Origin of the sequence: Amycolatopsis nigrescens CSC17Ta-90 (genome assembly GCF_000384315.1) — a bacterium.
GTDB classification, from domain to species: domain Bacteria; phylum Actinomycetota; class Actinomycetes; order Mycobacteriales; family Pseudonocardiaceae; genus Amycolatopsis; species Amycolatopsis nigrescens.
The window spans coordinates 1,313,004-1,325,548 of the sequence record NZ_ARVW01000001.1 but is presented as its reverse complement, the minus strand read 5'-3'; the positions used below and the strand labels follow the sequence as shown (position 1 = coordinate 1,325,548).

The 12,545-nt window shown below is 70.0% G+C and carries 15 protein-coding genes; 8 read left to right on the top strand and 7 right to left on the bottom strand.

Annotated elements, in window-relative coordinates; all coding sequences use genetic code 11:
• Position 1: 1 nt before the first annotated feature.
• The 4 genes from AMYNI_RS0106085 to AMYNI_RS0106070 all read right to left on the bottom strand — a co-directional run bounded on the left by AMYNI_RS0106085 (position 2) and on the right by AMYNI_RS0106070 (position 4,205).
• Positions 2-460 carry a DUF1707 domain-containing protein gene (locus AMYNI_RS0106085; protein ID WP_020667096.1) on the bottom strand — a complete coding sequence of 153 codons (459 nt, stop codon included), beginning with the start codon at positions 458-460 and terminating at the stop codon, positions 2-4.
• A 123-nt stretch (positions 461-583) separates the two neighbouring features.
• Complete coding sequence (locus tag AMYNI_RS0106080; protein WP_157357264.1) at positions 584-2,038, bottom strand: MDR family MFS transporter; 1,455 nt, start codon at positions 2,036-2,038, stop codon at positions 584-586.
• Between the two features lie 44 nt (positions 2,039-2,082).
• Positions 2,083-3,054: a zinc-binding dehydrogenase gene (locus tag AMYNI_RS0106075; protein ID WP_020667094.1), complete on the bottom strand. Its 972-nt coding sequence runs from the start codon at positions 3,052-3,054 to the stop codon at positions 2,083-2,085.
• A gap of 278 nt (positions 3,055-3,332) precedes the next feature.
• Positions 3,333-4,205 (bottom strand): TIGR03560 family F420-dependent LLM class oxidoreductase, encoded by an 873-nt coding sequence (locus tag AMYNI_RS0106070; RefSeq protein ID WP_020667093.1) that lies wholly within the window; start codon positions 4,203-4,205, stop codon positions 3,333-3,335.
• Positions 4,206-4,277: 72 nt separating this feature from the next.
• Between AMYNI_RS0106070 and AMYNI_RS0106065 the strand changes: the two genes are divergently transcribed.
• Positions 4,278-4,715 (top strand): MarR family winged helix-turn-helix transcriptional regulator, encoded by a 438-nt coding sequence (locus AMYNI_RS0106065; protein WP_020667092.1) that lies wholly within the window; start codon positions 4,278-4,280, stop codon positions 4,713-4,715.
• Positions 4,716-4,749: 34 nt separating this feature from the next.
• The gene (locus tag AMYNI_RS0106060; protein WP_020667091.1) at positions 4,750-5,289 is read left to right on the top strand and encodes a cysteine hydrolase family protein; all 540 of its coding nucleotides are present in this window, start codon (positions 4,750-4,752) and stop codon (positions 5,287-5,289) included.
• Between the two features lie 319 nt (positions 5,290-5,608).
• On the opposite strand, the gene AMYNI_RS0106055 is transcribed toward AMYNI_RS0106060, so the two are convergent.
• The 3 genes from AMYNI_RS0106055 to AMYNI_RS0106045 form a co-directional block, all read right to left on the bottom strand.
• Positions 5,609-6,523 carry a hypothetical protein gene (locus AMYNI_RS0106055; RefSeq protein WP_020667090.1) on the bottom strand — a complete coding sequence of 305 codons (915 nt, stop codon included), beginning with the start codon at positions 6,521-6,523 and terminating at the stop codon, positions 5,609-5,611.
• Positions 6,524-6,642: 119 nt separating this feature from the next.
• A complete protein-coding gene (locus AMYNI_RS0106050; protein ID WP_020667089.1) occupies positions 6,643-7,365 on the bottom strand; it encodes a zf-HC2 domain-containing protein in 723 nt (240 codons plus the stop codon).
• 8 nt (positions 7,366-7,373) lie between these two features.
• Positions 7,374-7,925 (bottom strand): sigma-70 family RNA polymerase sigma factor, encoded by a 552-nt coding sequence (locus AMYNI_RS0106045; RefSeq protein WP_020667088.1) that lies wholly within the window; start codon positions 7,923-7,925, stop codon positions 7,374-7,376.
• Between the two features lie 256 nt (positions 7,926-8,181).
• Between AMYNI_RS0106045 and AMYNI_RS0106040 the strand changes: the two genes are divergently transcribed.
• From AMYNI_RS0106040 to AMYNI_RS0106015, 6 genes are read left to right on the top strand one after another with little or no spacing between them, the layout of a single operon-like run.
• Positions 8,182-8,706, top strand: coding sequence for a hypothetical protein (locus AMYNI_RS0106040; protein ID WP_020667087.1), 525 nt, complete (start codon positions 8,182-8,184; stop codon positions 8,704-8,706).
• Positions 8,690-9,427, top strand: coding sequence for a DUF4142 domain-containing protein (locus tag AMYNI_RS43710; protein WP_020667086.1), 738 nt, complete (start codon positions 8,690-8,692; stop codon positions 9,425-9,427). The genes AMYNI_RS0106040 and AMYNI_RS43710 overlap by 17 nt, the downstream gene beginning before the upstream one ends.
• 13 nt (positions 9,428-9,440) lie before the next feature.
• Entirely contained in the window at positions 9,441-10,436 is a 996-nt protein-coding gene (locus tag AMYNI_RS0106030; RefSeq protein ID WP_084628299.1) for a DUF1996 domain-containing protein, read from the top strand.
• A complete protein-coding gene (locus AMYNI_RS0106025; protein ID WP_020667085.1) occupies positions 10,417-11,031 on the top strand; it encodes a ferric reductase-like transmembrane domain-containing protein in 615 nt (204 codons plus the stop codon). The genes AMYNI_RS0106030 and AMYNI_RS0106025 overlap by 20 nt, the downstream gene beginning before the upstream one ends.
• Positions 11,028-11,252, top strand: a complete 225-nt coding sequence (locus AMYNI_RS0106020) for a ferredoxin (RefSeq protein WP_020667084.1) — start codon at positions 11,028-11,030, stop codon at positions 11,250-11,252. The genes AMYNI_RS0106025 and AMYNI_RS0106020 overlap by 4 nt, the downstream gene beginning before the upstream one ends.
• A complete protein-coding gene (locus AMYNI_RS0106015; protein ID WP_020667083.1) occupies positions 11,249-12,508 on the top strand; it encodes an NAD(P)/FAD-dependent oxidoreductase in 1,260 nt (419 codons plus the stop codon). Before AMYNI_RS0106020 ends, AMYNI_RS0106015 begins: the two co-directional genes overlap by 4 nt.
• Positions 12,509-12,545 lie beyond the last annotated feature (37 nt).

Below are 12,545 nucleotides of genomic sequence, written 5' to 3'. Positions count from 1 at the left end.
GTTACTGGGTGGTGGCTTTCTTGCCGGGGCGGCGGAAGGCGGGCAGAATTCGCCCGCCCGGCAGGCTGGAGCGGCGGATCAGGGCGTGCACCACCAGGCTGAGCGCCAGCCAGAACATCGGGAACGCGGGCCAGAAGAACGGCACTCCCGAGACGATCCAGCGGGCCACCAGGAACACCGAGAAGATGCCCACCACGATGGCGTGCGTACGCAACGCTTTCCCGGCGTGCTGGGAAACTTCCGCGGAGGTCCGCTGCTCGACCGGCTCCGGCGGCAGGTCGGTGACCAGCCATTCCAGCTCGTGCCGGTAGGTGGCGTCGTACACCAGGCCCAGCCGCCGGTCGGTCTCTTCGAGCGACAGCCGGCCTTCGCCGTTGGCGGTCTCGATGCGGTGGGCGAACTTCTCTCGTTCGATGTCGGAGGCGCGAACTCCGTGGCTGCGCGGGTTCTCGTTGGTCATGACTCCATGGTGCGCCGCGCGCCGCCCGGTTGCGTCGGACCGGCGGCGACAGTTGAACCCGCGCTTCCCGGCTGCCGCCTGGTGCCCGGATACTCCTGTGAACGTACCGGGCACCCCTAGGTGTCAGTTCTTGCCGCGCAGGGTGCCGCCCCTGAGGAACAGCGAGGCGACCCACGCGAGCGCGGCCACCCCGGCGCCGACCAGGAACACCGTGGTCACCGAGTCCGCGACCCCGGTGGTCACCACTTCCCGCACGGCGTCCGGCAGCTGCTGGATCACCGCGGGACTGGACTGCACCGCGTTGGCGTCCACCCCCGATGCGCCGCCCTGTGCCAGCGAGCTGTTCAGCCCGGCGGCGAAGATCGAGCCGAACACCGCGGCCCCGATCGATGCGCCGAGCGAGCGGAAGAAGTTCGCGGAAGCGGTCGCGATGCCGATGTCCTGACGTTCCGCGCCGTTCTGCACGGCGATCACCAGCACCTGGGTGACCAGGCCGAAACCGGCGCCGAACAGCAGCATGTAGAGCATCACCACCAGCTGCGAGGTGGACTCGGTGATCCGCGAGAGAAGGAAGATCACCACCGTCGCGATGGCCAGCCCGATCACCGGGAAGTGCCGGTACCGCCCGGTTCTGGCGATCAACCGTCCGGAAAGGACGGTGGAGATGGTGATGCCCACCGTCATCGGCAGCAGCAGCAGGCCCGAGCTGGTGGCGCTGGAGCCGACCACGATCTGCAGGAACAGCGGGGTGAACATGAGCACCGCGAACAGCATGCAGGTGGCCAGGAACAGGGTGATGGTGACCACCACGAACACCGGGTTGCGGAACAGCCGCGGCGGCAGGATCGGCTCGGCGGCCCGACGCTCCCACAGGATGAAGGTGACCAGCAGGACCAGTGCGCCGCCGAGCAGGCCGAGAATCTGGCCGGAGCCCCAGGAGTACTGGCGCCCGCCCCATTCGGTGACCAGCAGCAGGCAGATCACGCCGCTGGTGAGCAGCACGGCCCCCGAGTAGTCCAGCGCCCGTTCGGTCCTGGTCTTGGGCAGCTTCAGCTTCGCGATGATCACCCCGAGCGCCACCGCGCCGATCGGGATGTTGACGTAGAACACCCAGCGCCAGGACGAGACGTCCACCAGCAGCCCGCCGAGCAGCGGCCCGAGCACGCTGGCCAGGGTGAACATCAGCTGCATGTAGCCCTGATAGCGGCCCCGTTCCCGGGGCGACACCACGTCCGCGATCACCGCCATGGCCAGCGTCATCATGCCGCCGGCGCCGAGTCCCTGGCAGGCGCGGAACGCGATCAGCTGGCCGATGTCCTGCGCCAGCCCGGAAAGCACCGAGCCGAGCAGGAAAACCAGAATCGCCGAGATGAACAGCTTCTTCCGGCCGTAGATGTCGCTGGCCCGGCCCCACAGCGGGGTGGTCGCGGCGGAGGCAAGATGGTAGACGGTGATGATCCAGGAAAGCTGGTCCAGACCACCGAGATCACCGGCGATCGCCGGCAACGCGGTCGCGATGATCGTCTGGTCCAGCGAGGCGAGGAACATGGCAAGCGCCAGACCAGTGAAAATGATCATGATCTGGCGTTTGCCGAGCTCCGGCACCGCCTGGTCGGTGGCGGTTATTTCGAGTCCCCGGGGGTCAGTACCACCTTGCCGGTGACCGCGCCCTGCTCCAGCTGGCGCTGCACGTCCGCGGCCTCCTCGAGCGCGGCGGTCTTGGCGATCAGCGGCGAGATCTTGCCCTCGGCCAGCAGCTTGAGCACCTCGGCCAGGTCCTCGCGGTACGCGCTGGGGTGCGACTTCTCCAGTGCCCACGCGTTGTAGAAGGTGGTCCGCTTGCCGTTGGGGATGAGCTTGGGCAGTGCGACCCCGCCGAGGAAGCCGCGCGCGCCGACGGCCTTGTTCGGCTTGCCGTCCACCAGCGCCGCGCTCTGCCCGTAGGCGACCATGATGCCGCCGCGGCCGACCACCGAGGACGAGCGGTTGAAGTGGCTGCCGCCGATGGCGTCGAAGGCGGCGTGCACGGTGCCGCCCGGCAGCGAGCGGATGATCTTGACGAAATCGTCCTTGCGGTAGTCGATCGGGTGCCCGCCGAACTTGGTCACCAGGTCCCGCTTCTCCGCCGATGCCGAGCCGTAGGTCTCGATCCCGGCGAGCTGGGCCAGCTGCAGGAAGGCGACACCGACACCACCGGAGGCGCCGTGCACCAGGATCCGGTGTCCCGGCTTGGCTTCGGCGACGCGGTGCAGCATCTGGTAGGCGATGAAGTAGTTCAGTGCCACCGCGGCGGACTCCACCGCGTCGGCGCCGGACGGCCGCGGCACCAGCCGCTCGGCCGGCGCGATCAGGCGGTCGGAGTAGCCACCGGTGCGCAGCAGCGCCGCCACCGGCTGGCCGACCTCGAGCCCGGTGACGCCGGGACCGACCTTCTCCACGACGCCGGCGATGTCGAAGCCGGGGGTGAACGGCGGCGTCGGGCCGCCGGGAATGACCCCGAGCCTGAGCAGGATGTCACCGAAGGAGACACCGGCGGCGTCGACCTTCACCACGGCCTCACCGGAGCCGGGCTCGGCCAGCTCGGAGGTGCGCACCTCCAGGGTTTCCAGGCCACCTTTTCGAGTTACGCTGACATGGCGAGATTGCATCGAGATCCTCCGTCGTTGGGTCGCACCACGGCGGGGCCGGCTTCGTTAACGGCGTCCCTGGTCGTGCTTATCAGCTACCGGGGTGGGGAGCAACGGAACTAGGATCTTTGGCCTCGTTTTTCCGGTGTGCGGCAGGTAATTCTTCCCGGCGGCGACGGACGTTCCGCCCAGTCGGATTGGGACATCGGCCCGAAGGTTCCGGGACGGAAGTCGACTTGTGGATCTCAGATTTCCCGTGCCGCCGGAACGGCATCGGCCAGCTGGGCGAGCGCGTCCATCGTCCACGGGCCGGGGGTGATCAACACGACGTGCTCGAAGCCGAGCTCGGCCCAGCGGCCGCAGCGGTCCAGGAACTGCCGCGCGGTCTCGCCCGGTTCCAGCCGCGCGCTCAGCGTCTTCTCGATCTCCGCGAACGGCCGCCCGATCTCCGCGCAGTGCGCGGCCAGCACACCGAGCTTGTGCGTGACGGTCCGGCCGTCGTCCGGAATGTCGAACAGGTTGCACGCGTCGGCGTATTTCGCCACCAGCGGCAGGGTTCTGCGTTCCCCCATGCCGCCGATCAGGACCGGTGGGCGCGGGCTGCTCGCCGGGCCGGGGCTGGCATAGGGGCGAGTCAGCCGGAAGTGCTCGCCCTCGAACGGCGACTCGTCGCGGGCCCACATCCGGTTCGCCAGCTGAAGGGTCTCTTCGAGCTGCCCGAAACGGGCCGCGGTGGGTGGCAGCGGCAGCCCCATCGTGGCCGCCTCGTGCTCGGAGTAGCCGGCGCCGATACCGAGCCAGGCCCGTCCGCGGGAGAGCACGTCGAGCGTGGTGACGGCCTTGACCAGCAGGCTCGGTGCCCGGTAGCTGACCGCGGTGACCATGGTGCCGAGGCGAACCCGTTCGGTCTGTCCGGCCAGGAACCCGAGCGTGGTGTACGCCTCGAGCATCTCCTTTTCCGGGCTGCTGACCGGATCCGCCTGGATGAGGTGGTCCGGTACCCACAGGGTGTCCACACCGCACTCCTCCGCGGCGCGGGCGATCTCAGCGAGCCGGAGGACGAGGTCCGCGGGCGGGACCGGCCAGGAGTAGTGCGTGATGTTCAGGCTGATACGCATGAGATTAAAGATAGAGATCTAACGGTTAGCTGTCAATGCGTTAGATGACTAACCCTGTGCTAGGGTTGCCGCATGTCGCCACGATTCGCCGGACCGCCCCTCGGCGTCAGACTGGCCAGCACCGCGAAGGTCGTCAGCCGCGCGTTCGATGACGCGCTTTCGGCCGCAGGCGGGTCGCGTCCCACCTGGATGGTGCTGATGTCCCTGAAGAGCAGGCCGGTCGCCAACCAGCGCGAGCTCGCCGCCGCGGTGGGCATCCAGGGTGCCACCCTCACGCATCACCTGAACACCATGGAGGCTGACGGCCTGCTCACCCGCCGCCGCGATCCCGCCAACCGGCGCGTGCATCTCGTCGAACTCACCGAGGCGGGCGAAGCCGCCTTCGAGCGCATGCGCGGCGCGGCGCTCAACTTCGACAGTCGTTTGCGTGCCGGTTTCAGCGCGGAGCAGCTCACCGAGTTCGGCGATTTTCTCGAACAGCTCCAGCGCAACGTCACGGTTTCGTCTTGACCTCAACAGTGGTTGAGCTTCTAGCGTCGATGCCATGACCCATGCGCTGATCGTCGTCGACATGCAGAACCTGTTCGTGGACCTGGCCGGAGTGGACGGGCCCGGTGTGGTCAAGGCCGTCAACGAGCGGGTGGCCGAGGCGGTGGAGCACGGTCACCCGGTGTTCTACACCCGCGACTACGCCCCGATCGACCTCCCCGAAGGCGACCCCGAGGGCAGGACGAGCCTGCACCCCGACCTGGACGTGCGGGGCACGGTGGTGGAGAAGGGCCCCGGCAAACGTGGTGGCTTCTCGGGATTCCTGCTCGCCCCGGTGCTCGAACCGCAGCAGGGCCACGGCGGTGGCGGCCTTGGACCGCTGGCCGGTTTGCTCGCCGAGACGCAAACGCGCTCCGTTACCGTCGTCGGCATCGCAACGGACATCTGCGTCGCCGCGACCGCCCGCGACGCCGTACGCCTTGGCTACGAGGTGACAATCCCGCTCAGCGCCACGGCTTTCGCCCACGCGCACCCCGACGGCGACCAAGCAGCCCTAGCCGACCTACGCGCCGCCGGCATCACCCTCACCCCCTGACCCCACCCGCCACCCCACGCCGCCCAACCGCAGAACTCGCGGTGCCCGAACGTAGGACTCGCCGGTGTGGCTGGCCCGCTTCGGCGAGTCCCACGTTCGGCCTGGGCGAGTCGAACGTTCCGGTCGGCGAGTTGACCGTTGGCCCACGGCGAGTTCGCCGCTCGGGTGTCCCGGCTTTCGCCTGCGCGGGCACAACTCGCCAACGCCGAACGTGGGACTCGCGGTGCGCGAACGTGGGACTCGCGCGCTGCAGCCAGTTCGGAAAGGGCCGTGTGGCCCCTCGTGGGAATCGTCGAGGGGCCACGTTGTCCATAGTGGGCTAGTAGCCGGAGGGAGCGGGTTCGTCGGGGCGGGCCTGGGACTTGCAGCCGTTGGGCTCGATCGCGAACCAGGTGCCGCCGACGCCGTGTCCCTTGGCCTCGCCCGGTTTGGTGTCCTTGGCGTAGCGGTAGACCGGCCAGCCGCCGACGGTGACCTGGTCGGTGCCGTCGGCGCGCTTGACCTTGCCGACCAGTTTGGTGTCTACGCCTTCGAGTTGTACCTCGCCCTGGCTCAGCAGCGGCGGCCACTGGCTGGCGCAGTCGCCGTTGCAGGTGGCCTTGGGCGGTTTGCTGGTGTCCTTGTCGAAGAGGTACAGGGTGAAACCGTCCTGCTCGGTGAGCACCGGCCCGATTCCCTCCACATCGGACGCGACCAGCCTGGTCTGCACCGAAGGAGCCGAAGTCGAAGTAGGAGCCGAAGCAGAAGCCTTGCCGCCCTTGGGATTCACCGCGAACCAGGTGCTGCCGACGCCCTGGCCCTTGGCATCGCCCGCCTTGGTGTCCTTGGCGAACCGGTAGACCGGCCAGCCGCCGACGGTGACCTGTTCGGTGCCGTCGTCCCGGCGTACCTTGCCGACCGCAGCCGCGTCCACCCCGTCGAGCACCGGGTCGCCATCGCTGAGCACCGGCGGCCATTGGCTGGCGCAGTCGCCGTTGCAGGTGGCCTTGGGCGGTTTGGCGGTGTCCTTGTCGAAGCGGTACAGGGTCATCCCGGCCTTGTCGGTGAGTCCTTCGCCGATGCCTTCGAGCTGGGTGGCGGCCAGTTCCGTGCTGCCGACGGCCTGCTGGGCGCGGGAAACCTGCGGCGCGGCGGGGCTGGTCCGTTCCTGTTCGGCGCCGCCGGCGCAGGCGCCGAGCAGGGTGAGGCCGAGCGCCGAGATCGCGGATACGGCGACAAGCTGCTTGCGGGGCATGGGTTTCCTCCTGGGGTACCGGTGACCGCCTCGCGGCGATGGACACCAAGCACACGTACCCAGCCGGGACCCGGTTCAGAGTTTTTCGCCCTCGATCGCGGCGGACCCGCTGCCACGGTTCAGTTCGGCACGGTGACCAGCAGAGACCCGTCGTCGGCGCGGATTTCGAAGTACTCGATTTCGGCCGGGCCGAGCGCCGTGCCGCCGGAGACCCGCAGCGGCTCGGGGGAGCCCGGCACGCCGTAGCCCTTGGCCGGCACCGACCAGCCGGTCATCACCTGCGCCTCCCCTGTCCACGGCACGGCGATCAGCCGACACCGCAGGGGACCGGTGACGCCGCGCAGTTCGAGCTCGGCCTGCGCGCCCCATTCCTTGGGCCGCACGGTGACCTTGGCGTCCACGGTGTTCGTCGGTTCGGCCCCGAGCAGGGCGGCGCTGCCTTCCAGGCCGGGGGCCGTGCCGGTGCGCACCTGCGCCGGTGCGCCGCTGGCCGGCGCCGCTCGCGGGGTGCCGGCGCGGGTGCTGGTGGGGGAGAGCAGTGCCACGGTCAGCACGGTGGCGGCCGCGGCGAGCAGCGCGGTGCCGGCGAGCACCAGCCTGCTTCGACGACGACGCCGGGTGCCGGTGGTCTCCTCGGGTCGGCCGGCCGGCAGCCTGGGGCTCGGCGGCTCCGGCCAGGCCCGCCTGACCTCGTCCAGCAGCTCCGGCAGCTCGTGCAGCTCCAGCAGTTCCAGCTGGCAGATCGAGCAGTTCAGCAGATGCGCCTGGAAGGCTTCGGTGTCCCGTTCGTTCAACGCGCCGAGAATGTACGCGGCGACGTCGACATGGGTGCTCTCGGTCATCGGCGAAATCAACCTCGGTCCCGCAATGCCCGGCGTAAAGCTCGGACGGCGTGGTAGATCCTCGATTTGACCGTACCTGGCGGAACTCCGAGATTCGCTGCCACCTCGTTCACGGTTCGATCACAGAGATAGGTCTGTAATACGGCTTCGCGCTGTTCCGGGGAAAGGGCGCGAAGGGCGTCGTAGATCACCAGCGCGGCCAGTGTCTTCTCCGATTCGTCGGGCACGCCGATCGAATCCGCGTCGGCCTCCTCCACTTCCTGCGGTCGGGCCCGGCGGCTGCGCCAGCCGTCGATGACGATCCGGCGCGCCACCGTGTAGAGCCAGGCCAGCAGCATGTCCGGCCGCCGGTCCAGCTTGTCCGCGTTGCGCCACGCCCTGATCAGCGTCTCCTGCACGACATCCTCGGCCCAGTGCCGATCATGACCGGTCAGGTTGAGCGCGTACGCCTTCAATGGGCCGCCGAACTCTTGGTAGAGCGTCGTCACCAGGTCGTCACGGCCGTCCGTATCGGCGCATTGATCGACCAGGGGGCGAAGCGTCCGGCTGTGGCGTCCCACGGGGACATCCTTGTGGCAGAACCCGTTCCGTGTCCAGATGCAATATCGACCTCACGGTGCGTGACTCTTTGTTTCTTTTGAACCACAGCTGGGCCACAGCCGTATCTCCCGGTGAAGGCCCCGCAAGCGTCGTTCCCCCGCGAACGCTTGGTTCCATTGTAGACAGAAGTGTCTATCGTGGATTCTCTATGCCCTTTTCCGGCATTTATCGCGGCGATGACGCATGCCCGGCCACGCTCGCGACAGAAAGGATGCCATGACCCATCGTGGGATCATTCCGCTAACCGCCGCGGGTCTCGCCGCGCTGCTGCTCGCCGCCGGCTGCCACGAAGGCGGCCCGGCGGGCGGCAGCGCGCCCCACACCGGCCACGCGGCCGCAACCGGCGAACCACCCGCCCTGCACGCGGTCCGCGCCTTCGACCTCGGCCGGCTCGTGGTGGACACCCAGGGCTTCACCCTCTACCGGTTCGACCGGGACACCGCCAGGCCACCGGCGTCGAACTGCGCCGAGGACTGCGCCGAGCAGTGGCGGCCGGTGCCTTCGGCCGGTGACCTGCGGGTTTCCGGGTTCGACCGCGAGCTGGTCGGTGCGCTGCGCAGGTCGGACGGCACCGACCAGCTCACCCTGGCCGGCTGGCCGCTGTACCGGTACACCAAGGACCAGATGCCCGGCGAGACCAGCGGGCTCGGCTCCGGTGGGAGCTGGTTCCCGGTGGCCCCAGACGGCAAGAAGGTCCAGCCCGCCGCGGACGCGGGGACCTCCGGTGCCTTCGGACTCTGAACCGGCCGACCATCCGCCGAGAACCGGCAGGCTGCCGCCGCTGCTGGCCGTGTTCGCCGTGGTCATGTTCGTGCTCTCCGGGCAGGCGGCCGCGCAGGGACTTCCACCGGCCGACCAGGAACTGCTGTCCAAGGTCCGCCAGGCCGGCCTGTGGGAGATGCCGGCCGGTGAATGGGCCCGGCAGCGCGCGGCTGGCCAGCGGGTCCGCGAGGTCGGCATGACCATCATGGTCGACCACGGCAGGCTGGACAGCCAGGTCCGCGCGCTGGCCACCGAGCTCGGTGCGGCGCTGCCCGACAAGCCCACCGCCGACCAGCAGTCCTGGCTGGACGAGATGAGCGCCGCCACCGCCGGCGCCGAGTTCGAGCGGATCTTCGTCAACCGGCTGCGGGCGGCCCACGGCGCGATCTTCCCGGTGATCGCCCAGGTCCGGGCCGGTACCCGCGACGAGCGAATCCGTGCCTTCGCCAGCACCGCCAACCAGGCGGTACTGCGGCACATCACGCTGCTGGAGAGCACCGGGCTGGTCGACCACGCGAAGCTGCCGGAACCGGCCACCAGCCAGGCGGTGCCCTCGCTCAACGATCTCGACACCGCCGACGTGGTCACCCTGACCGTGCTCATCCCGCTGGAAACACTCGCCACGATTTTCCTCGTCGGGCTGCTCCGGAACCCACCGAAGCGGCTCCCCTTCCCGAAGTTCTCCCCGAAGAAGACCTGATCAGGAGGCAGTCATGGCACTGCACAGAATGCCGAGCCGCAAACGCAAGCGGATCATCGCGGTCTCCGCGGCCGGAGTGATCGCGGTCAGCGCCGCGATCGGCGTGGTCACCGCTTCCGCGCACGGCGGCCCCGGCCAGGCCGAAGGGCCGGCCAAGGAGTTCTACACCGACATCCGCGAGATCGAGCCGAACGTGGACGAACCCGAGCTGCGGGCGTCGCCGGGCACCTTCGTCGCGCAGTGCGGCAACAACGAGAACGGGCACCGCAACCCGGACAACTTCATCGTGGCCCCCGGGGTGCGCAACGGCGCCCAGCACCTGCACGACTACGTGGGCAACCTGTCCACCGACGCGGACTCCGACGACCGGAGCCTGGCCGCGGCCGGCACCACCTGCCGCAACCGGGACCAGTCCACCTACTTCTGGCCGGTGCTGCGCGAGCTCGGGGTGCCGGGCCCGGACGAGGACGAGGACGGCGGTGGCAACGACGGGAACGAGGGCGAGATCCTCCCCCCGGACGTGCGGCTGGAGTTCCGCGGCAACGCCAAGAGCCAGGTCACCGCGATGCCGGCCTTCCTCCGCGCGATCACCGGCGACGCCAAGGCGGCCACCAACGGGGACGCGGACGCGAACGCCAAATGGACCTGCACCGGTTTCGAGGACCGGCAGACCACCCAGTACCCGCTCTGCCCCGAAGACAGCCAGGTGCAGCGCGTGCTGGACTTCCCCAGCTGCTGGGACGGGCAGAACACGGACAGCCAGAACCACCGCGATCACCTGCGTTTCACCGACCGTCGCGGCAATTGCCCGCGCGGCACGCAAGCGGTGCCGCAGCTGCGGATGACACTGACCTACACGGCGCCGAACGAGCCCCAGACCTTCGCCGTGGACAGCTTCCCGGACCAGGGGCACAACCCGCTGACCGACCACGCGGATTTCGCCAACCTGATGCCGCAGCGGCTGATGGACCAGGTCGTCGGGTGCATCAATGACGGCCGTTCCTGCTGACGGCTGGTCCCGGGCGCTGGTGGTCCTCGCGCAGTCGGCGGATCTCGGCGTCCGGGACATCGCGGCGCTGTCGGCCAGGGTGGCCTACGCGTTCATGTGCCTGACCCTGTGCTGGGGCGTGCTCACCACCACCGGCTGGGCCCGCCGCCTCGGCGAACGCAAGACGCTGCGGGGCGGGCACCTGGCGCTGGCGGCGTTCACCCTGTCCTTCGCGGTGGTCCACGCGCTCTGCTTCCTGTTCCTCAGCACCGATCCCTTCGACGTGGCGAAGCTGGTGATCCCGCTGCTGCCGGGCACGCTGGCCCGGCACACCGCGGGCATCGTCGGACTGGAGCTGATGCTGGCCGTCGCGCTGACCGCCGGGTTGCACCGCTGGACGGCGTACCGGCGCTGGCTGTGGCTGCACCGGCTGGCCTACCCGGCGGTCGGGCTCGGCGTGCTGCACTCGTTGTTCGGCGCGCTGGCCAACGGGCACCTGTCGCTGGTCTGGCTGGCCGGAATCACCCTGCTGGTGCCGGCGGCGACGCTGGGCGTGCTGCGTTTTCTGCCCACCCGGACGCTCGAACGTATCGGTCTTGTGGAGGAACGGGTTTGAACCTCGGATGGCGCCGCGGCGGCCCGCGGATCAGTGTGGACAACGATCGCTGTGAGCTCTACGGACTCTGCCAGGCGGAGGCGCCGGAGCTGTTCGAGCTGGCCCCGGACGGGCGGCTGCGGTATCGGCGCGCACCGGAGGCCGAAGAGCTGCCGGACGCCGTGGCCGCGGCCAGGTGCTGCCCGATGCAGGCCATCGCCTTGCACGGGGTGGCCGGATGACGGGCCAGGACCGGATCGTGGTGGCCGGTGCCGGGGTCGCCGGGCTGCGTGCCGCGGAACGCTTGCGGGAACTGGGTTTCGACGGTGAGCTGGTGATCGTCGGCGACGAGCCGCGCCGGCCCTACCACCGGCCGGCGGTGTCCAAGGCCGTGCTCGGCGGCTCGGCTCGCGCGGCCGACGTGACCCTGCGGTCCTACGTGGAGCTCGACGCGCGCTGGCGGCTCGGCACCCAGGCCACCCGGCTGGAGGCCGACCGGCACGTGCTGCACCTGCCCGGCGGTGAGGAACTGCGCTACGACGGGCTGGTGGTGGCCACCGGCGTGGTGCCGCGGCACCTGCCCGGCGCGCCGCGGCACGACCCGCGGGTGCGGGTGCTGCGGACCATCGAGGACGCGCTCGCGGTCCGCCGCGCGCTGGTGGCCAGCGACAAACCGGCGGTGGTGCTCGGCACCGGGCTGATCGCCTGCGAGTTCGCGGCGAGCATGCGCCAGCTCGGCCGGGACGTGTCGATGGTCGGGCGCTCGTCCGCGCCGCTGCTGCGGTACGGGCCGGCGCTGGCGGTCACGGTGACCGACCTGCACCGGCGGTACCGGGCGAAGCTGGCGCTGGGCACCGAGGTGCGGCACTGGATCACCACCGGCGGCGCGGTCGGGCTGCACCTGGCGAACGGGAAGCTCCTGGTCGCCGGCTGCGTGGTGCTGGCGCTGGGCAGCGTGCCCTCGGTGGACTGGCTGCGCGGTTCCGGGCTGGTGCTGGAGGACGGCGTGCTGTGCGAGTCGACCCTGTTCGCCGCCGGGGTGGCGGACGTGGTGGTGGCCGGCGACGTGGCGCGCTGGCCGAACCTCCGCTTCGACAAGGTGCCCCGGCGGGTGGAGCACTGGATCAACGCGGTGGAGAGCGGCCGGGCGGCGGCGGAGAACCTGCTGCTCGGCCGCGACCAGGCACTGCCGTTCACCCCGCTGCCCCGAGCCTGGTCCGGCCAGTACCAGGTGCGGCTGCAGATGGCGGGACTGCCGTCACTCGGCGACGACACGGTCCGGCTCGCGGACGGCATCACCGGCTACCTGCGAGCCGGGCGGCTGGTCGGCATCTGCGGCTGGGACCGTCCGCGGGAGATGATCGAGTGGACCGCGGAACTGGCAAGGCGGCTGCCGGTACCGGCAGCCCGGCCGAGCAGGGCATCCCGGACGTCCCGGGTGTCGCGGCTTCCGGTGCGCAGCGGACCGCCGGGCGACGCCTGGCTGGTCGCCGGCTGAGCCGCGGACCGGGTTCGAGCATTCGCGCCCCGCCCAG